The following is a 20,094-nucleotide window of genomic DNA, read 5'->3' on the forward strand; positions in this document are numbered from 1 at the left end:
ATTGATTCTGGTTCACCTAACTCAGACGTCGCCAGCGGCATCGCGGGGTGTGAAGAGGCCCCGCCGGGCACGTCCCGGCGGGGCCTTTTCGCGCGCTGATCAGCGGTAGGTGATCCCGCTGTACTGGCGCCCCACCCGGGTGCCCGCGGTGCCGTCGAGGATCTCGGCGAGCTGCGAGAGCGAACCGATGACCGCCTCCCCCCGCAGGCCCCGTTCGACGAACTCGATGGCGGCGGCCACCTTGGGGCCCATCGATCCGGCCGGGAAGGCGCTGGTGTCGAACGCCTTCGGGTGCGCGGTGGCGATCAACTTCTGCTCCGGGGTGCCCCAGTTCTCGTACACGCCTTCCACATCGGTGGCGATCACCATCAGGTCGGCGCTGAGCTCGTAGGCCAGCAGCGACGTCGCCAGGTCCTTGTCGATCACCGCCTCCACCCCCGAGTAGCGGCGGGCCACCGCATCCCAGGCCACCGGGATGCCGCCGCCGCCGGCGCACACCACCGTGACCTCCTCGCGGAGCAGCCGGTTGATGGTCGAGATCCCCGGGATCGCGGCCGGCGACGGCGACGGCACCACGCGCCGCCAGTACTGGCCGTCCTCCTTGACCACCCACCCGCGTTCGGCGGCGAGTTGCTCGGCCTGATCCTTGCTGTAGACCGGACCGATGAACTTGGTCGGGTTCGCGAACGCAGGATCCTTCGGATCCACCTCGATCAGGGTCACCAGAGTGGCCACCTCGCGGACCGCGGGCAGCAACTCCCGCAGTTCTCGCTCGATGAGGTAGCCGATCATGCCCTCGGTCTGGGCGTCGAGCACGTCGAAGGTCTGCGCGTGCTCGGCCCCGGCCGAGAGATTGGCCAGCATGCCCACCTGCGGCCCGTTGCCGTGGGTGATCACCAGGTGGTGATCGACCGACACCGGCGCCAGCACCTCCATGGCCTCGCTGACCGCCCGCACCTGGTTTTCCTGGGTCAGCGGTTCCCCGCGCGGCAGCAGCGCATTGCCGCCGAGGGCGACGACCACACGCATCGCTAGATCCCCAGCGTCGCGGCGACGACGGCCTTGATGGTGTGCCACCGGTTCTCCGCCTGTGGGAAGACGATGGACGCCTCCGAGCGGAACACCTCGTCGGTCACCTCCAGCGCGTCGAGTCCGGTCTCCTCGTAGATCTGCTCGCCGACCTTGGTCTTGCGGTCGTGGAACGCCGGCAGACAGTGCAGGAACTTGGTGTTCGGATTGCCGGTGGCCGCCATGACCTCGGCGTTGACCTGATACGGCGGATCATGGACGGCATGGTCTTTGCGCCACGGCGCCAGCGCCTGGCTCAACAACCCCGGCAGGCCTGCGACTTCGGCGGTACGGGTCACCAACGCCAGTCCGGCATGAGACACGATCCCGGCACCGTCACCGGTGACCGTCGGCTGCGGGTAGTACACGGTAGAGTTGCTCACCAGAAGGGTGNTTAATGACCACCACATTGACCACCTTTACCGCTGCGGCACAAGGGTTTTCGTCGTTGGTGCACACGATCCCGAGCGACGCGTGGGACGGTCCCGGACTCGGCGAATGGGACCTTCGGTCGCTCGTCGGCCACACCGTGCGGGCCATGACCACCGTCGTGCAGTACCTCGATCGCCCCGCCGCTGTCGTCGACGTCGACAGCGCGGCCGAGTACTACTCCCGCGCCCGGGCCGCGGTCGCCTCCGGCGCCATCACCGGCATCGTCGAACGCGGCCGGGAGGCCGGCCGAGCGCTCGGACCCGATCCGGTGGCCACCGTCGACGCTCAGGTGGTCGAGGTCCTCGAGAAGCTGGACGACGGCGCCGATCGCCCGATTCTCGTCGCCGGCGACATGGGCATGCGCCTGCACGACTACCTACCGACACGGACCTTCGAGTTGGCCGTGCACAGCCTGGACATCGCGGCCGCCGCCGGCCTGGCCTTCGAACTTCCCCCCGCCGTCCTGGCCGAGACGACGGTACTGGCCGCGCGGATCGCCGTCGAACTCGGCAGCGGCGTCCAGGTGCTCACGGCACTGTCGGGCCGCGCCGACCTGCCCAGCGGCTTCTCGGTGGTGTGACTCCCCCGTCGCCCCCGGCCCCTGACCTCCGCCCACGGCCCGCCATGTCGCGACCCGTGCCTCGTGTCGCCTTGGCTGCAGCGCGGCGACACGAGGGACGGGTCGCGACACGGGGATCCGGGTCCCGGCGCGGGGGGATCTGACCCGAGAAAAACGAGGAGGCCCTGACTGATTTCTCAGTCAGAGCCTCATCTGCTTCTCAACCAAAGCGTCGGGGTAGCGGGATTCGAACCCACGACCTCTTCGTCCCGAACGAAGCGCGCTACCAAGCTGCGCCATACCCCGTGTTACAACCTCAACGAGAGTACCTGATGCGCGACGGAAGCAAGAAATCGCCTGGTCAGAGCCCTGTTCGGGACGAGCGGCGAGGGACGCGACTAGTCCATCGCGGCCGCCGAGATCGCTCCGGTGGAGACCGCCTCCACCCACTTGGCGTGATCGGCATCGTTGAGCTCGGCGTAGCGCAGCGACCAGTCCGCGATGGCCCGGTCGAAGGACTTCCCGAGGCCGTCCACGTAGTCCGCGATCTCACCGCGGGCGGCGGTGCGCGCGTGTGCCTGCGCCAGCACGGTCCCGCACAGCTCGCCGTACAGGGACAGCCGATCCACCGGCATGCCCTCGACCACCACCGACCCCTTGCCGTCACGAAGCTGGCGGACGTAGAAGTCGGACTCGCCGGCTGCGCCGCGCGCCACGCCGCGATCGTCGCTGGCGTAGACCGGCCCGCGCAGCCAGCCCAGCAGAACGTCGCTGGAGGCCTGCATCAGCTGCTGCCCGATGACCACCCGGCGTCCCTGGTTGTCGAAGTCGACCGGGTCGACGTACGGGGCCAGCACGGACTCCTGGGCCTCCTTCAGCTGAAGGAACAGCGGGTCACCGTTCTCCTTGCCGACGAACAGCATGATCCAGCAGCGCGTGCCCACACTGCCCACGCCCACCACCTTCCGCGCGGCCTCCACGAAGGTGTACTGATCGAGCAGCGTGCCCAGGTGCGGCGCGATCCCGGCGCGGTAGCGCTCGAAGCGCTCGGCGAACATCTCGTGCACGTAGGCGGCCGGGGCCCGCACGAAGACCTCCTCGGCGGGGATCAGCAGCGGCGGGTCGTTCTTGATCCGAAGGCGCCCGTCCTCCACCACGCAGAGCTTGGCGAGAGCCTGCTCGCTGTTGCGGTGCCGAGCCTTCTTGAGGATCTTGCGCATGTTCCTGCTGGCCGTCGTGTCCAGCAGGTCGCCGATCTCGGCGAGCACCTTGTCGACGTCGACCTTGTCGTACCAGCAGTCGAGCACGCTCTGCTGCGCCGACGTGATGATCGTGCGTCGGTAGGCCCGCGCGGCACGACGCGCCGCCCGGCGGGCGTCCCGATCGTCGGCGCCGTTGGCCCGCGCCGCCACCGCCATGCTGGCGGCCAGCCGCTTCACGTCCCACTCGAACGGGCCCGGGTACGCCTCGTCGAAGTCGTTGAGGTCGAAGACCATCTGGCGCTCCGGCGACAGGAACAGCCCGAAGTTGCTCAGATGGGCGTCGCCGCAGAGCTGGGTCCGAATCCCGCTGTGGGGCACCGAAGCGAGGTCGGCGGCCATGAGGGCGGCCGCACCCCGAAAGAACGTGAACGGGGTGACCGCCATGCGCTGATGGCGGACCGGAATCAGATCCTGCAGCCGATTCCGGTCCTGGGCGACGAGGATCGAGACCGGGTCCCGCTCCTGTGTGTGCACCGGGCCGGAACCCAATTCGTGTGCTGTGAGCGTCACGGCTCCGCCTCTCCGCCGACGGCCGAGCCCGCCGATCTACTGATAGGAAATGAAGTACGGCACCGGACGGACGTCCATCGTCGCCGCCGGACTGAACATCGGTTTGTCCTCGGAGTAGAAATTCTTCCACCCCATCCAGATGTTCGGAGGCAGACCCGTGGTCATTCGATTCCAGGTGCCCATCTTCACCGCGGGCGTCCCGTGCCCGTCGGCGTGCAGCACCACCGCGAGTTCCGGGTGGGAGGTGTCCAGCCGGGACCGGTCGCCGAGCATGTCGGCGTCGAACTGGTGCAGCACGAAGGCCTTCTGCGGCAGCCCCTTGCTGCGCACCAGCTCGGCCAGCCAGGCCGCGGTCCGGTTGACCTCTGCGGGCTGAACCGAACCGATCTGCTCCAGGTGCACCTGGTCCTTCTTGATGCGCCACTCGGGGTCGAGGGCCAGGCCCACATTCGGCCGCTCCAGCAGCCGCCGATACATCTTGGCCTGGGTCAGAAAATCCATGCGACCCGGTTGCAGGTCCAACGTCACGTAGATCCCCGCCTCCGCCGCCGCATCCACCCACGGCTCGATCACCGACGGGTCGATGACGTTGGTGTACGCGCCCCGATAGCCGGGCTCGGCCGAGGCCACCGTCACGATGATCTCGAAGCCGGGCACCACCGGTACCGGCGAGAGCGTGTCGTACTGGGCGGCGAGCCGACCGGCCCTCGCCACGGTGGCCGGCAGGTCCTGCCGGCCGAGGGGCCCGAGCTCCCGCGAACCGGGTGAGCCGTAGAGCGCCACCACCCGCCGCGACGGGAACATCAGCTGGCCTCCGCCCGGCAGTTGGGGCACCGTGCGCGCCAACGTCACCCGCTCGACGAACTGCTCGGTGCTGCCGAACTGCTCGCCCACCCCGATCACCGCGGCCTCGCCCGCGTTCTTCACCGCCGCCACCGAGGCGCCGTCGGCCCGCGGATCTGCGACGGGCACCAGCGTCGCCTGCGCTCCGCCGATCTCGGCATCCGCGGCGACCGCTGGCTCGGTGGTCAGCACCACGACCGGCCGGTCCACCTCCGATGTCACGCCCGTGCCGAGACGCCCCACGTCGACGGTCTGGTCCAGCCCGAGCTCGGCGATCTCATCGCCGACGGCCACGACCGTCCGCGCGTCGAGTCGACGCAGTTCGTCGGCGACCACGGCGGCCCGCCCAGGCTCCACCACGAACAGCGGCACCCGCCGGGTACGACTGAGCTCCACCGCCCGCGCGCGGTCCGCGGGTGCGGCATCCTCGGCGACCACCAGCGCCGACGAGGACGCGTCCAGCAGCAACCGGCTCACCAGCACCTCGCCGGGCACACCCGGCTCGGCGAGTACACGGATCTCGCCGGGAATCGGTTGCGACGTGCTGGTTCGACCGCCGCCGAGCGCGCCTGCCGAGGCGACCACCACGGCGGCGATCACCACGAGGCCGCCCGCGACCAGCGCGGCGCGGACCGGTCTTCGCGTTCTAGAAGGCGTCGGCCTCATCCTCTTCCGTGTCGTAGGAGTCGTCGAAGGAGACTCGCGGGGTGGTCGCGGCCGCATACAACGCCAACGCCGTGTACACGATCACCGCGATTCCGAAGCAGAAGGTCAGGATCAGCGAGACGATCCAGAAGACGTCGGCGGCCGCACCGTCGAGGCTGTCGAAGAGCAGCGCGGCGGTCGCCGCGAGCAGCGCGGCGATCAGCGCCCACGCGGCGCTGCGCGCCCGCGGACCGACGCTCGAGAGGTAGAACAGCCGCTGGTAGAGGCCCACCTCGAACTCGTCGACACTGGCCAGGCGCACGGGGTCGCCGTCGGCCAGTTCCCGCAGGCCACGAGCCAGTTCCACGTTGCGGAGCAGCGACGACGACTCGCGCTGGCGATAGCGCACGTAGGCGAGGGTCGTCAGGACTGCGGAGAGGAGACCGAGGGCAGCGATGATTGCCGGAGTGTTCACGGTCACCCACGCTACCGGTCGGCCGCGGCTGCGCGGCGAGCGCCTCGCACCCGCGGCTCCGGTGGAGCGTCAGACGCTCGCGGTGACCGTGTGCGCGATGTTGCCGCGCGTGGCCTTGGAGTACGGGCAGAAGGCGTGCGCCTGCGCGGTCAGGTCCTCCGCCTGTGCCGCGTCCAGCCCCGGGATGGTCACGTGGATGTCGGCGACGAGTCCGAAGCCGCCGTCGGCGTCGTCCTCGCCGATCCCGACGGTGATCTTGACGGTGGTGCCCTCCGGGAGAGCGACCCCCGCGTTCTTGGCCACCAGGTGCAGCGCACCGTTGAAGCACGCTGAGTAGCCCGCCGAGAACAGTTCTTCCGGGTTCGAGCCGTCGCCGCTGCCGCCCATCTCCACCGGCGGCCGCAGCTCCATGTCGATACGACCGGTCTCGGACACCACTTCACCGTCGCGGCCACCACCGGTGGACATCGACCACACTCGGTACACGGGATTCACGGTCATCAGATTCGCCTCCATGCGTTGCCCCACCGCGCCGGCGGTACCGGTCGGCGATGGGCGTCGTCAGTTCCGCCTCCGAACGTACTCCGCCGAAGGACTACTCGCGCCAGACCCGCGAAGGCTTGATCCGGGTCGACGCCGGGAGCCAGCGGCCCACGGCGCCGCTGAAGGTCATCAGCACCGAGAGAACGAGTGCTGCCGCCGACACCCAGCCGCACACGCGGAAGGCCGTCGGCACCGCCGGATAGGCGAAGAGCAGGTCGGTCACCAGCGGCACGAACATGATGACCAGCACGCTCACCGCGGCGTAGATGCTGCGGAGATTTCGGCTGTGATGGTTGCCGATGGCCACCAACAGCGGGTAGGTGACGCCCATCGCGATCACCCAGCCGACCAGGAGCGCAGGCGGCCAGAAGCTCGCCATCGACGACGCCGAGGCGCCCGCGTCGATGGTGGTGACCTCGGCCATCTGCGGTTCCAACCGCGCACGCAGCCGTTCGACGGTGCTGCCGAGCGTGGCGAAGCCGTAGCCGATGCACACGGCGGCGCTCACCGCCGCGAGATACCAGGCATACCGGGCGCCGCGGGCGAGCGCCCACGGGGCCGGCCCCGGATCGGACTGCCGTCGCGGATAGAGCGACGTCAGATCCGCGGTCCCGCGGTTGGCGGCCAACTCGGCCATGTCCTGCGCGTCGAGTTCGGCCTGCGTCGGCAGCGGTTCGCCGTCGCCGTGCTCGTCGCCCCAGGAACCCGGTGCGGTCATCGGGAGATCTTCACCATCCGGCCGAGCGTGCCCTGCCACAGCGAACCGTCCGGTGCGATCATCCCGGTCAGCTGCAGCGGCTCGTCGAGCGGCGCGACGCCGATCTGACGGGTCACCACCCGCTTGCCGGTGCGGAAGTCGACCGCCACGTAGTTCACCGGACCCACCTGCTGCGGTCCCGGACGGTAGGTGCCGTAGCCGAGGGAGTGGATCAGCCCGTCACCGGTGGACAGCCGCGGCAGCGTGGCCATCCGGTCGTGGCTCTCCCACACCCGGGTGCACTTGCCCTGCTCCACATCGATCCTGGTCATCGCGCCGACGAAGGGTGCGAACAGCGGCGAGGCCGGACCTCCGCTCTCGGCGATCGGCGGGTACTGGAAGCCGTACGTACTGGGAATCACCAGGCTGTTCCCCGTCGCCATCGGCGAGTTCTCGGTGCCCTGGTTGGCGCCCGGGAAGGCTCGCATGGAGCAGACGGGCGCGCCGTCGGCGCTGCGGAACACGTGCAGCCGCGGCACCGCGGCGCTGTCGACGATCGCGACCCACGAGGTGCCGCCCGGCCCGAAGTAGGTCGGGGTGGTGCCCGAGCCCCAGGTGAGCTGGCCCGGCTTGCGGGCCGCCCCGCGGTCGTAGCCGCGACGCCAGACCGTGCGCGGCTTACCGTCGGCGTCGGCCCACATCTCGTAGAGGGCGTGGGTGGTCAGCACCGACACGCCGCCGGGCCGCACCGACAGGCCGTTGCCCAGCTGCTCACCGCGCGGCAGGTGCATGGAGACCACCTTCTTGCCCGTCACCGTGCCCACCAGGCCGCCGGTGGTGACCCACCAGATGCGCCCGGTGTGGTCCGGGGCCAAGCCGGTCACCGCGTCGCCGCGCAGATGCCGCGAGATGTCGATGCGCTCGGACACGTACAGCTGCCAGCCGGACGCGGTACGACGATGCGCCACGCGCAGGATGGCGCCGGTGCCGTCGGCCACCACCACGCGGTTGCGGTCGTCGAGATAGCCGTACACGCCGCCGAGCAGACCGCCCTTGGTCAACGGGAGGGTGGCCAGCACGGCGGCCGTGTCCTTGTCGAACAGGGTGACCACCGGGGTGGCGAACTGCGGCGGACTGCCGGCGATCACGTTGGTGCACAGCGAGACCGGCATCAGATCGGAACCGATGAAGGTGGCCGCGCAGGGGCCGCCGGGAACGCTCGACGCGGCCAGTCGTGCGGTCTTGCCGGGGCCGCGGAAGGCGGTGCTGTCGGTGGACGCGAGGTCGCCGTGCATCAGCGACGTCCACTTGGGCCCGAGTCCCGGCACCCCGCTCGGCTCGGCCGACGCGGGCGCGGCGACGGCGCCGGAGAAGACGAACGTCGCGGCGGCGGCCACCGCAGTGACCACCGCCGCGACGGCGCGGAACCTCGATTTCACCATGACGGCAGTTCATCACATCGCCCAGCGGACGGTGTGAAGTAGGGGTCAGCGGTGGAACTCACCCAGGAGGAAGGAGGTGCCGGGCAGCAGGAACTCGAGCATCGGCAGCCCGTGGTTCACCACGAGCCCCGGGAAGATCGGCGGCACGTAGCTGGTCGCGAGCCGCACGTCGGCGCCCTGCGCCTTCCAGTCGCGGTACAGCTGCCGGACCTGGCCGGTGGGGATCACGTCGTCGTGCACCCCGGTGGAGATCAGCACCGGCGCATTCGGCTTCAGTCGGCCGATCCGCTGGTCGTCGATCATCTGCTTCACCTCGGGCTGCCCGGCGATCACCGCCGACAGCGGCTTGCCGTTCCGCGTCCACTGCGAGGTGCGCTGGAAGCCGGCCATCAGGCCGGTGTCGCCGATGCACTGGGTGGCGGCGTGCGCGAGGACACCGAGTCCGTGGGCGTTGAGCTCCTTGCGCAGGATCGGCGTCAGGGCCGGGTAGCGGGCCTGCAAGCCGTTGATCGCGTACCCGATGCCACCGGCGATGAAGGTGCCGTCGATCTGGTCGATCACCTTGCTCAGGTCCGCCGGCGGCGCGCCGGCGTAAGTGGCCTTCACATTCACCTCGGGGGCGTAGCTCTGGGCGAGTTCGGCGGCCGACGCCGCGGCGCCGCCGCCCTGCGAGTAGCCGGAGAAGGCCACCGGCGCGTTCTCGGGCGCCTTGCTGACGGCCAGCGCGGCGCGCGCGGCGTCGAGCATGGCGCGCCCGGACTCCACGCGATTGACGTAGGTGTGCACGCCGGGCGTACCCATGCCGACGTAGTCGGTGACGGCCACGCGGACGCCGTTGAGAAGGAGCAGGTTCATCTCCAGTCCGGCGTAGTTGACGCCGATGCTCGGCTTGACCGGATCCAGGCTCATCGGCAGCGCCAACATCTTGGATCCGGCGCACTGATCGCCCTGTCCCACGGTGCCCGGGCCGATCACCACGGTGGGGCGTGGGCCCTTGCCCCGCCACGCCGCGGTGGGTTCGACGACGTACCCGGTGACCGCGGTGGGCTTCCCGTCCTGGCGCGTGGAGGTGTACATCATCTTCTTGGCATCGCCCGGCCACTGATTGGGCAGCCCCGGAATCTGCAGCAGCAGCGGCGTGGCCTGGGTGCGGATCACGCTGCCCGGTGTGGACGAGTAGGACGCCGGCGGACGATAGAAATCGCCGACGGCACCGGCCGGCGATGCCGCCACCGCGGTGGCCGTACCGACCAGGGCGGTGCTCAGCAGCACCACCCCCAGCTGACGCAGGGGCCGCCGACGGGCCGCTGACTTGGACTTTGAGATGAATCCCCGACTTGGTTTCATTTTACCGATACTAAAGGACACAGTTACCGGGGAGTAGTCACGACTCGCGCGATGCACTGTGCGCCCGTCGAGACTCGCTCGACGGGCGCACAGTGGGGGGTTGCGAGGGCGGGGAATCCCCCGTCAGACCAGCAGTTCGGCGATCTGAATGGTGTTCAGCGCGGCACCCTTGCGCAGGTTGTCGCCCGAGACGAACAGCGCCAGACCGCGCCCGTCCGGGGCACCCGGATCCTGGCGGATGCGCCCCACCAGCGACACGTCGCCACCGGCGGCGTCGAGCGGCGTGGGAACGTCGACCACCTTGACGCCGGCTGCGGCGGCCAGGATGGCGCGGGCCTCCTCCGGAGTCACGGCCTCGTCGAATTCGGCGTTGATCGACAGCGAATGCCCGGTGAAGACCGGCACCCGCACGCAGGTTCCGCTCACCAGCAGATCGGGTACACCCAGGATCTTGCGCGACTCGAAGCGCAGCTTCTGATCCTCGTCGGTCTCCCCGGAGCCGTCGTCGACGAAGTCGCCGGCCAGCGGCACCACGTTGAAGGCGATCGGCGCCACATACTTGACCGGCTCACCCAGATCCACGGCCGCGCCGCTGTAGACGAGTTGCTCGGCGCCATCGATGCCCTTGCGGACCTGCGTCGCCAGCTCCTCGACACCGGCCAAACCGCTGCCGGAGACCGCCTGATAGCTGGAGATCACCAATCGACGCAGCCCCTTGGCGGCGTGCAGCGGCTTGAGCACCGGCATAGCCGCCATCGTGGTGCAGTTGGGGTTGGCGATGATGCCCTTGGGCGGGTTCAGCGCCAGCTCGCCGTTGACCTCGGCCACCACCAGCGGCACGTCCTCGTCCTTGCGCCACGCCGACGAGTTGTCGATGACGGTGGCTCCGGCGGCCGCGAAGCGCGGCGCCTGGATCTTGGACATGGTGCCGCCGGCCGAGAACAGTGCGATGTCCAGACCCGACGGGTCGGCGGTGGTCGCATCCTCGATGACGATCTCACCGTCGCCCCACGGCAGAGTCTTGCCCGCCGACCGCGGCGACGCGAAGAAGCGCACCTGATCTGCGGGGAAATTCCGCTCCTGCAGGAGCTGGCGCATGACGCCGCCGACCTGACCGGTCGCTCCCACGACTCCGAGGTTCACCATGACTATCGGCCCGTTCCGCCGTGCACCACGGCCTCTTCGTCGCCGCCGAGATCGAAAGCCTTGTGCAGCGCGCGGACGGCGTCGTCGAGCTGGGATTCCTGGCACAGCACCGAGATCCGGATCTCCGAGGTGGAGATCAGCTCGATGTTCACACCGGCCTCGCTCAGCGCCTCACAGAAGGTCGCGGTGACGCCCGGATGACTCTTCATGCCGGCGCCGATCAGCGAGACCTTGCCGATGTTCTCGTCGAGCACGAGCTTGGAGAATCCGATCTCCGCCTGCAGCTCGCCGAGCTTGTCGATGGCCAGCTGGCCCAGCTCGCGCGGCAGGGTGAACGTGATGTCGGTCTTGCCGGTCTCCACCTTCGAGATGTTCTGCAACACCATGTCGATGTTGATCTCAGCGTCGGCGACGGCCCGGAAGATCCGCGCCGCGTTGCCCGGCTTGTCGTCGATACCGAAGACCGTCACCTGAGCTTCGCTGCGGTCGTGTGCCACACCGGTGAGAATCGCGTCTTCCACGGGGATGTCCTCCATCGATCCGGACACCATGGTGCCGGGCTTGGTCGAGTACGACGAGCGCACGTGAACGGGAACGTTGTAGCGGCGCGCGTATTCCACGCACCGCAGCATCAGGATCTTGGCGCCGCACGCGGCCATCTCGAGCATCTCCTCGAAGGAGACCTGCGACAGGTGCCGGGCGTCCGGCACGATCCGCGGATCGGCGGTGTAAACGCCGTCCACGTCGGTGTAGATCTCGCAGACGTCGGCGTTCAGCGCCGCGGCCAGCGCGACCGCCGTCGTGTCCGAGCCGCCGCGGCCGAGCGTGGTGACGTCTTTGGTGTCCAGGGCGACGCCCTGGAAGCCTGCGACGAGCACGATCTTGCCGTCGTCGAGTGCGCTGCGCACGCGACCGGGGGTCACGTCGATGATCTTGGCCTTGCCGTGGCTGGAGGTGGTGATCACTCCGGCCTGCGATCCGGTGAAGCTCTGCGCTTCCTCGCCCAACGACGAAATCGCCATGGCGACAAGCGAATTGGAAATTCGTTCGCCGGACGTCAGGAGCATGTCCATCTCCCGCGCCGGCGGATTCGGGTTGACCTGTTCCGCCAGGTCGAGCAGTTCGTCGGTGGTGTCACCCATCGCCGAGACGACCACGACGACGTCGTTGCCCTGCCGTTTGGTTTCGACGATGCGCTCCGCGACGCGACGGATCCGCTCCGCGTCCGACACCGACGAGCCACCGTACTTCTGGACCACCAATGCCACGTTCGGGGGCCTTCCTATACTCGGTCTACTCGCGTGCTTCTTTCCCGGCCACTGTACCGGTCGCGACCTCGGCCTGACCAAGTGCGCGGCCTGCGTACGATCGTTGCGGTGACGCGCAATCCCACCTCGACCCGAGCTCGCACCGGTGTCCCGCAGTGGAGTCTGGCCGTCCTCACCTACCTCGCCGTCCGTGCGGTGGGTGTGCTGGTGTTGGTTCCGATGGCCGCTCGACACGACCTGTCCCTGTCGAACGTTCTCGCCAAATGGGACGGGCAATGGCTGCTGTCGATCGCCGAGCACGGCTACGGCGGCGTGCCGTCGACGCTCACCGACGCACAGGGTATCCACACCGCCGAGACCGCCTACGCCTTCTTCCCGGGCTATCCCCTGCTCGTCGGCTGGCTCGGCGCGCTCCCCGGTGTCAGCACGTTCGGCGCGGGCGTCCTGCTCAACGTGCTCTTCGGTGCGCTCGCCGCGGTAGCCGTCGCACGACTGGGCACCCTGTGCGCCGAGCGCACCGCGCTCGGCGGCGACCCCGACCGCAGCGGGCTGTACCTGGTGGTGCTGTTCGCCGCGACGCCCATGTCGGTGGTGCTGAACATGGCCTACACCGAGGCGCTGTTCTGCGCGCTCGCCGCCTGGGCGCTGGTCTGGGTGTTGGAACGCCAGTGGTTGGCGGCGGGCGCGGCCGCGTTGCTGATCGGTCTGGTCCGCCCCACCGGGGTGGCCGTGATCGTCGTGGTGATGCTGGCCGCCGCGCTGGCCCACCGCGACGGACCGCGCGCGTGGGCCGCCGTGGTGCTGGCCCCCCTCGGCTACCTCGGCTACCTCGGCTACGTCGGAGTGATGACCGGCTCCCCGACCGGCTGGTTCACCATCCAGACCACCGGGTGGAACACCCGGGTGGATTTCGGCGCCGCGGCCGGCCGCTTCCTGATCGACGCGTTCACCGGCGCCGAGGACTTCGCCACCATCGCCACGGCGCTGGTGATGGTGGGAACCGTCGGGCTGCTCGCCTGGTCGGTGGCGGCCCGCCTGCCGTGGCCGGTGCTGGTCTACGGCGCACTGGTCGTGGCGTCGATCCTGCTCTCGAGCGGCCTGATGATGAGCCGCGCCCGACTGCTGCTGCCCGCGTTCGTCCTGTTGATCCCATTGGCGCTGGTGCTGTCGCGGCAACGCACCGCCACCGCCGCGGCCGTCCTGGTCCCCGTCGTGGTCGGCAGCGCCTGGTTCGGCGCCTATATGCTGACCGTCTTCCAGTACGCGATCTGACACCTCAGGAGCCGAGCCGATGCCCGCCGGGATCAGCGAACGCCGGGCGTGGGTGGGTCTGGGAGTCCTGACGCTGCCGGTGATTCTGGTGTCGATGGACTTCTCGGTCCTCTACCTGGCCATGCCGACCATCTCGCGCTCCCTGCATCCCAGCGCCACCCAGGAACTGTGGATCCTCGACGTCTACGGCTTCCTGATCGCCGGTCTCCTGATCACGATGGGCAACCTGGGCGATCGCATCGGGCGGCGGAAGATCCTGCTGACCGGTGCCGCCGTCTTCGGCGCCGCCTCGGTGGCCGCGGCGTTCGCCCCGTCGGCCGCAGCGCTGATCGCCGCCCGCGCCCTGATGGGTGTCGGCGGCGCCACCCTGCTGCCGGCCAGCCTCGCGCTGATCGCGAACATGTTCCCGCGCAGCGACGTCCGCGCCCGCGCCATCGGCGTCTGGTCGGCAGCCTTCGCCGGGGGCGCCGCGATCGGCCCGGTGGTGGGCGGCGCCCTGCTGCATCACTACTGGTGGGGAGTCGTCTTCCTCATCAACATTCCGGTGCTCGCCGCTCTGTTCCTGCTGGCGCCCTTCGTCCTGCCCGAATACCGGATGCCCGCCACGCACCCCTTCGACGTCCTGGGCGTGGTGCTGTCGCTGCTCGGCATCCTGCCGCTGGTCTACGCCGTGAAATCGGCGGCCTCCCACGGACTCTCGGTGGGCAACGTGCTCCTCGGCGCGGCCGGGATCGCCCTGCTGGTCGTCTTCTTCGCACACCAGAAACGGGCCCCGGCCCCGCTGGTGAACCTGAGCCTGTTCGCCAACGCCACCTTCAGCGTCTGTATCGCCGTCGCCCTCGTCGGCATGATGGCGCAGGGCGGCATGTCCTATCTGATCAACGTCTACCTGCAGTCGGTCCAGGACTTCGACGTGCTCAACGCCGCCCTGGCCGGCCTGCCGATGGCGGTCACCGTCGCGGCCTTCTCCATCGGCGCGTCCCGGGTGGCCGCGTGGATCGGCGTGCGGCGCGCGCTGAGCCTGGGTGTCGCACTGGCCGCGGCCGGCAACCTCGGGCTGCTGGCCCTGAACGTGACCAGCCCGCTGTGGGTCTTCCTGGTGCTGACCGCGGTCACCGGCATCGGCTACGGCCTCCAGTTCGCCCTGGTCACCGATGCGGTGGTGGGTTCGGTGCCGCCGCAGCACGCCGGCGCCGCCTCGGGCATCTCCGAGACCAGCTTCGAGCTGGGCACCGCGCTCGGTCTGGCGCTGTTCGGCTCGTTGGCCACGGCGGTCTTCCTCTCTCGGGGCGACGGCCGCTTCGCCGACTCGCTCGGCGCCACCCTCGACCTCGCCGACGGCGGCGCCGGATCGGCGCTGGCCGCGGCCGCCAAGGAGGCCTTCGTCGACGGCATGCACGCCGCGGCTCTCGCCGGCGGTCTGGCGCTGGCGATCCTGAGCGTCGTCGTGGCCCTGGTCATGCGCGATCGCACCTGAGCATCGATTCCCCTACCTTGGGGGCATGCCCGAACTGAGCACCACCGTCGACGTGCACCCGCTGATCGCCGAGCGCTGGAGCGCTCGCGGATACGACGCCACCGCCACCATCGCCGACGACGAACTCGCCGCGATTCTCGAGGCGGGCCGCTGGGCCCCCACCTGGGGCGCGATCGCGCCGGTGCGGATGATCGTCGGTCGCCGCGGCGACGCCACCTTCGAGGCACTGGTGGGCACCATGCGGCGCGGCAACCGCTCCTGGGCTCCGGCCGCCGCCGCCCTCGTTCTGGTGTGCACCACGAACGAACCCGACGATGCGATGAAGCACGACTACGGCGCGGTCGACGCGGGCCTGGCGTTGAGCCAGATGATCCTGCAGGCCGAGGCCCTGGGGTTCAACGGGCATCCCATGGCCGGTTTCGACAAGGCCGCCGCGGCCGAGGCCTTCACGATTCCCGCGCAGTTCCGCCCGCTCGCGGTGCTCGCCGTCGGCCGGATCGCCACCGACGCCGACGCGGTGCCCGCCGAGATCCGGGAGCGCGACCAGCAGCCGCGCACCCGTCAGCCCCTGGACCGGGTGGCCTTCGCCGGACGATGGGGCGACCCCTTCCAGTGACCTCCGCGGCGGTGCGGGATGCGCCACGTTCGCTTGGCAGCGCTCAAACCGCTGTCGTAGACTGACCGCATGCAGCGCGTTCTCCTTCTCGAATGCCGCGGCGGGGTCTGATTCGACCGGCCCTCCGTCGCGGGCCATAGCGACGCGCCGGTCAAACCCCTTCCTTACTCTTATTAGGAGCTTGACCAGTCATGGCAGCAGCAGACGTTTTCTCTTCCGGCCCCAGCCGCATCGTGACCCCCAACGGTCCGATCCCCGCGGGCCAGGCGTCGTACAACCCGCAGCGCAACTCGACGATGCCCGTGCATCGGTACCGCAGCTTCGCCGATGAGGTGGAGCAGATCTCGCTGCCCGACCGCACCTGGCCGGACAAGGTGATCGATCGCGCTCCCCTGTGGTGCGCCGTGGATCTGCGCGACGGCAACCAGGCCCTGATCGATCCGATGAGCCCGGCCCGTAAGCGCCGCATGTTCGATCTGCTGGTCCGCATGGGCTACAAGGAGATCGAGGTCGGCTTCCCGTCGGCGAGCCAGACCGACTTCGACTTCGTTCGCGAGATCATCGAGGACGGGGCCATCCCGTCCGATGTCACCATTCAGGTGCTGACCCAGGCGCGGCCCGAACTGATCGAGCGCACCTACGAGGCCTGCAACGGCGCCCCGAACGTGATCGTGCACTTCTACAACTCGACGTCGATCCTGCAGCGGCGCGTGGTGTTCCGGGCCGATCAGGAGGCGATCACCAAGATCGCCACCGATGCGGCCAAGCTGTGCCTGCAGACCGAGGCCAAGTACCCGGACACCAACTGGCGCTACGAGTACTCGCCGGAGAGCTACACCGGCACCGAGCTGAGCTACGCCCGCGACGTCTGCGATGCGGTCTCCGAGGTCATCGCTCCCACCCCGGACAAGCCGCTGATCATCAACCTGCCGGCGACGGTGGAGATGACCACCCCGAACGTCTACGCCGACTCCATCGAGTGGATGAGCCGGAGCCTGGCGCGACGCGATTCGATCATCCTGAGCCTGCACCCGCACAACGACCGCGGCGAGGGCGTGGCGGCCGCCGAGCTGGGCTACATGGCCGGCGCCGACCGCATCGAGGGCTGCCTGTTCGGCAACGGTGAACGCACCGGCAACGTGTGCCTGGTGACGCTGGGCATGAACATGTTCTCCCGCGGCGTCGATCCGCAGGTCAACTTCTCCGACATCGACGAGATCCGTCGCACCGTGGAGTACTGCAACCAGCTGAACGTTCCCGAACGCCACCCGTACGGCGGCGACCTGGTCTTCACCGCCTTCTCCGGCAGCCACCAGGACGCCATCAACAAGGGCCTGGACCAGATGAAGATCGACGCCGACGCGCAGGACTCCGACGTCGAAGACATCGTCTGGCAGGTTCCGTACCTGCCGATCGACCCGAAGGACGTCGGCCGCAACTACGAGGCCGTGATCCGCGTCAACAGCCAGTCCGGCAAGGGCGGCATCGCCTACATCATGAAGGCCGACCACGGCATGGACCTGCCGCGTCGCCTGCAGATCGAGTTCAGCCGCGAGATCCAGAAGATCACCGACGGCGAGGGCGGCGAAGTCAATCCCAAGGAGATGTGGGACGTCTTCGCGCAGGAGTACCTGGAGCCGGTGACCCCGCTCGAGCGCATGCGCCAGCGCGTCGACGCCGCCGAGGAAGACGGCGGCAAGGATGCGATCACCGCGGTGGTCAAGGTCAACGGCACCGAGCGGGAGATCTCCGGCTCCGGCAACGGCCCGCTGGCCGCATTCGTCGACGCCGTCGGCACCGTCGGCTTCGACGTCCGGATCCTGGACTACTACGAGCACGCGATGACCGCGGGCGGCGACGCCAACGCCGCCTGCTACGTCGAGAGCGAGATCAACGGCGAAACCGTGTGGGGCGTCGGCGTCGCCGCGTCGATCACCACCGCGAGCCTGCGGGCCGTGGTCTCGGCCGTGAACCGCGCCCACCGCGTCGCCGGTGAAGAGTTGGTCGAGACGGCCGCCGAAGGCGCCCGCACCTGGGCCCCGTAGGAGTACTTCCCGCAGCAATCGTCCGGCCCCGTTTTCGGTGTGCCGGACGATTGCCGCGCCTAGGCTGAAGCCATGTCGACGGAGTTGGACCCCCGGCCCCGCAGCGCCCGCATCCCTTCCCGGGAGAACGATTGGGACGCGATCCGGTCGTGGACCGACGACAAGTACATGCAGTTCGATGTGCGGCCCGTCGGACGACGACTGACGCCCGACTCGTCGATGTTCTCCGTGCCCATCGGCGACATCACGATGACGCACTTCAACTACGGGATCCATGTCGACCTCGACGGCTTCGACACCGACTCGGGCAACGTCCTGGTCCTCACCACCCTCAACGGCTGGACCCGGCACAGCGCCAACCGGCTGCGCGAGGCGGAACTGACCGTCGGCGAGACCTTCGTGGTCGACTGCGACCACAGCCGGTACCGACTCGGCGCCGGACCCGACCATCTGCAGCTGAACCTGACCGTGCCGCATCGGCTCCTGGCCGACCTGGCCCTGCGCTGGTACGGGCACGTTCCCGACGCCCGCCTGTGGACCCAGGCCAATCCCGTCGGCGGGCCGAACAGCCCGTGGCTGTCGTTGCTCGCTTACGCCGCGCGCACCGCGTCGGTGGCGCCGGACGAGGTCGCCACCGGTCGGATCGGCCTGCACCTGCAGGAGATGCTGGCCGCGCAACTGCTTGCCGACTGGGCGGAACGGGCCGGCATCGAACTCGGCGCGGACACCCCGGTCGCGGCGCCCGGCTACGTCCGAACGGCGGCGCAATACATCGACCAGCACGCCCGCGACCTGCCGACCGTCACCGAGATCGCCGCCGTCGCGGGAGTCAGCGCCCGCTCCCTCAGCGGGGCCTTCCGCAAGTATCTCGGGGCCACGCCGCGCGGTTACCTGATCGAACGGCGGCTGCAGGGGGTGTACCGCGAACTGTCCACCGGCGCCGTCTCGGTCGCGGCCGTCGCCGGGGCCTGGGGATATGTGAACATGGGCGCGTTCGCCGCCGCCTACCGCAGTCGGTTCGGCGAGAACCCGTCGCAGACGCTGCGGCGCAATGCACAGAATCGGATGCCGATCACCGACGTCGAGTGCCGATCGCGGACACCCGATCCGACCGAGTCGGGTGAGAATTCGTCCCACGCCCGATGACCCACGGGCACCGATCAGCCACTTCGGTGGCACCGATGATGGAGGTCTTCCATGTCCCCGATGAACAACCGGCTCGACGAGATCCTGCAGCGCGTCGTCACCGACCCCGATCCGGCCGCCCGCGTGCCCGGCGTGGTCGCGACCGTGACGCGCGCCGACGGCACCGTGTACGAGGGCGCCGCGGGTGTCCGGTCGGAGGCGTCCGACGCCCCGATGACCACCGACTCGGTGTTCTGCATGTTCTCCACCACCAAGGCGGTCACCGGCACCGCGGTGCTGCAGTGCGTCCAGGAGGGCCTGCTGGACCTGGACGCACCGGCCTCCGAGTACGTGCCGGAGATCGCCGAGCTGCAGGTGATCGAGGGTTGGGCCGACGACGGCAGCCAGATCCTGCGCGCACCCGCCTCGCCCATCACCACGCGGATGCTGATGCTGCACACGGCCGGCCTGGGCTACATGTTCTTCTCCGATGTCTACTCGCGGATCCTCGCCGACACCGGCCAGCCCGACATCATCGGCGCGACCAAGGCTTCCCTGATGACTCCGCTGCTGTTCGATCCGGGCACCCAGTGGAACTACGGCACCAACATGGACTGGGCCGGTCTGGTGGTGGAGTCGATCCGCGGGCAGCGACTCGGTGACGTGATGGCCGAACGTATCTTCGCGCCCCTCGGAATGACCGACACCGCCTTCACGATGACCCCGTCGATGACCGCACAGCTCACCGACGTGCACCAGCGGTCGGCCGACGACGGCTCGCTGACCCCGACCGGAATGGTGCTCCCGCAGAACCCGGACATCCAGATGGGCGGGCACGGCCTGTACTCGACGATGCCGGACTACACCAAGTTCCTGCGCATGTGGCTGCGCGACGGCGAGGGCGAGCACGGCCGGGTGCTGAACCCGGAGACCGTCGCCGCGGCGGCGGTCAACGGGCTGGGCGACCTCAAGGTCGGCATGCTCAAGACCTCGGCCCCGTCGCTGTCGCACGACGCCGAGTTCTTCCCCGGCCTCAGCAAGTCGTGGGCCTACTCGTTCATGGTCAACGACGAACAGGCCCCCACCGGCCGCAGCGCGGGCTCCCTGGCGTGGGCCGGGCTCGGCAACCTGTACTACTGGATCGACCGCGAGGCCGACGTCGCCGGTATCTGGGGCACCCAGATCCTGCCCTTCGCCGACCCGGGCTCGGTGGGCGGCTACCTGGACTTCGAGACCGCGGTCTACGACGACCTCGACTGACTCGCACCCGGAAACGACGACGGGCCGGCACCGCAACTTTCTGCGGTGCCGGCCCGTCGCCG

Annotated in this window: 17 protein-coding genes, 1 tRNA gene and 2 pseudogenes; 7 read left to right on the top strand and 13 right to left on the bottom strand. The window is 69.4% G+C overall.

From position 1 onward, the window contains the following. Nucleotides 1-99: 99 nt before the first annotated feature. From ACFFJD_RS00715 to ACFFJD_RS17595, 3 genes and pseudogenes are all read right to left on the bottom strand, one after another. Nucleotides 100-1,029, bottom strand: a complete 930-nt coding sequence (locus ACFFJD_RS00715) for a carbamate kinase (RefSeq protein WP_382359411.1) — start codon at nucleotides 1,027-1,029, stop codon at nucleotides 100-102. Between the two features lie 2 nt (nucleotides 1,030-1,031). Continuing rightward, a pseudogene (locus tag ACFFJD_RS17590) lies at nucleotides 1,032-1,265 on the bottom strand (ornithine carbamoyltransferase); the annotation flags it as partial. Nucleotides 1,266-1,277: 12 nt separating this feature from the next. After that, nucleotides 1,278-1,451 (bottom strand): annotated as a pseudogene (locus ACFFJD_RS17595) (IS1380 family transposase); the annotation flags it as partial. Between the two features lie 14 nt (nucleotides 1,452-1,465). Here ACFFJD_RS17595 and ACFFJD_RS00725 point away from each other — a divergent pair. Beyond that, complete coding sequence (locus ACFFJD_RS00725) at nucleotides 1,466-2,080, top strand: maleylpyruvate isomerase N-terminal domain-containing protein (protein ID WP_382359417.1); 615 nt, start codon at nucleotides 1,466-1,468, stop codon at nucleotides 2,078-2,080. 211 nt (nucleotides 2,081-2,291) lie between these two features. On the opposite strand, the gene ACFFJD_RS00730 is transcribed toward ACFFJD_RS00725, so the two are convergent. The 10 genes from ACFFJD_RS00730 to ACFFJD_RS00775 form a co-directional block, all read right to left on the bottom strand. Continuing rightward, nucleotides 2,292-2,365, bottom strand: a tRNA-Pro gene (locus ACFFJD_RS00730). Between the two features lie 92 nt (nucleotides 2,366-2,457). Continuing rightward, nucleotides 2,458-3,831: a DUF2252 domain-containing protein gene (locus ACFFJD_RS00735; protein WP_382359420.1), complete on the bottom strand. Its 1,374-nt coding sequence runs from the start codon at nucleotides 3,829-3,831 to the stop codon at nucleotides 2,458-2,460. Nucleotides 3,832-3,867: 36 nt separating this feature from the next. After that, nucleotides 3,868-5,340, bottom strand: coding sequence for an IolE/MocC family protein (locus tag ACFFJD_RS00740; RefSeq protein ID WP_382359423.1), 1,473 nt, complete (start codon nucleotides 5,338-5,340; stop codon nucleotides 3,868-3,870). Further along, entirely contained in the window at nucleotides 5,321-5,794 is a 474-nt protein-coding gene (locus ACFFJD_RS00745) for a hypothetical protein (protein ID WP_382359426.1), read from the bottom strand. The genes ACFFJD_RS00740 and ACFFJD_RS00745 overlap by 20 nt, the downstream gene beginning before the upstream one ends. A gap of 69 nt (nucleotides 5,795-5,863) precedes the next feature. Then, nucleotides 5,864-6,295: an organic hydroperoxide resistance protein gene (locus ACFFJD_RS00750; RefSeq protein ID WP_382359429.1), complete on the bottom strand. Its 432-nt coding sequence runs from the start codon at nucleotides 6,293-6,295 to the stop codon at nucleotides 5,864-5,866. Nucleotides 6,296-6,389: 94 nt separating this feature from the next. Beyond that, the gene (locus ACFFJD_RS00755; RefSeq protein ID WP_382359432.1) at nucleotides 6,390-7,055 is read right to left on the bottom strand and encodes a hypothetical protein; all 666 of its coding nucleotides are present in this window, start codon (nucleotides 7,053-7,055) and stop codon (nucleotides 6,390-6,392) included. After that, on the bottom strand, nucleotides 7,052-8,476 hold the full coding sequence (locus tag ACFFJD_RS00760; RefSeq protein ID WP_382359435.1) for a hypothetical protein: 1,425 nt from the start codon (nucleotides 8,474-8,476) through the stop codon (nucleotides 7,052-7,054). Before ACFFJD_RS00760 ends, ACFFJD_RS00755 begins: the two co-directional genes overlap by 4 nt. A gap of 45 nt (nucleotides 8,477-8,521) precedes the next feature. Beyond that, a complete protein-coding gene (locus ACFFJD_RS00765) occupies nucleotides 8,522-9,823 on the bottom strand; it encodes a lipase family protein (RefSeq protein ID WP_382359438.1) in 1,302 nt (433 codons plus the stop codon). Between the two features lie 123 nt (nucleotides 9,824-9,946). Beyond that, on the bottom strand, nucleotides 9,947-10,969 hold the full coding sequence (locus ACFFJD_RS00770) for an aspartate-semialdehyde dehydrogenase (RefSeq protein ID WP_382359441.1): 1,023 nt from the start codon (nucleotides 10,967-10,969) through the stop codon (nucleotides 9,947-9,949). A 2-nt stretch (nucleotides 10,970-10,971) separates the two neighbouring features. Next, entirely contained in the window at nucleotides 10,972-12,237 is a 1,266-nt protein-coding gene (locus ACFFJD_RS00775; protein ID WP_382359444.1) for an aspartate kinase, read from the bottom strand. A gap of 108 nt (nucleotides 12,238-12,345) precedes the next feature. Here ACFFJD_RS00775 and ACFFJD_RS00780 point away from each other — a divergent pair, with 108 nt between their 5' ends. The 6 genes from ACFFJD_RS00780 (at nucleotide 12,346) to acmB (ending at nucleotide 20,032) form a co-directional block, all read left to right on the top strand. Then, nucleotides 12,346-13,509 (top strand): putative hexosyltransferase, encoded by a 1,164-nt coding sequence (locus tag ACFFJD_RS00780; RefSeq protein ID WP_382359447.1) that lies wholly within the window; start codon nucleotides 12,346-12,348, stop codon nucleotides 13,507-13,509. Between the two features lie 19 nt (nucleotides 13,510-13,528). Next, the gene (locus ACFFJD_RS00785) at nucleotides 13,529-14,986 is read left to right on the top strand and encodes an MFS transporter (RefSeq protein WP_382359450.1); all 1,458 of its coding nucleotides are present in this window, start codon (nucleotides 13,529-13,531) and stop codon (nucleotides 14,984-14,986) included. A gap of 52 nt (nucleotides 14,987-15,038) precedes the next feature. Then, nucleotides 15,039-15,602, top strand: a complete 564-nt coding sequence (locus ACFFJD_RS00790; protein WP_382359634.1) for a nitroreductase family protein — start codon at nucleotides 15,039-15,041, stop codon at nucleotides 15,600-15,602. A 191-nt stretch (nucleotides 15,603-15,793) separates the two neighbouring features. Beyond that, a complete protein-coding gene (gene leuA, locus ACFFJD_RS00795; RefSeq protein ID WP_382359453.1) occupies nucleotides 15,794-17,647 on the top strand; it encodes a 2-isopropylmalate synthase in 1,854 nt (617 codons plus the stop codon). A gap of 72 nt (nucleotides 17,648-17,719) precedes the next feature. Then, a complete protein-coding gene (locus ACFFJD_RS00800) occupies nucleotides 17,720-18,793 on the top strand; it encodes a helix-turn-helix transcriptional regulator (protein ID WP_382359456.1) in 1,074 nt (357 codons plus the stop codon). A gap of 51 nt (nucleotides 18,794-18,844) precedes the next feature. Beyond that, nucleotides 18,845-20,032 (top strand): methyl acetate hydrolase AcmB, encoded by a 1,188-nt coding sequence (gene acmB / locus ACFFJD_RS00805; protein ID WP_382359468.1) that lies wholly within the window; start codon nucleotides 18,845-18,847, stop codon nucleotides 20,030-20,032. Nucleotides 20,033-20,094: the final 62 nt, after the last annotated feature.

Origin of the sequence: Gordonia phosphorivorans, from assembly GCF_042432625.1 — a bacterium.
In the GTDB taxonomy this organism is placed as follows: domain Bacteria; phylum Actinomycetota; class Actinomycetes; order Mycobacteriales; family Mycobacteriaceae; genus Gordonia; species Gordonia phosphorivorans.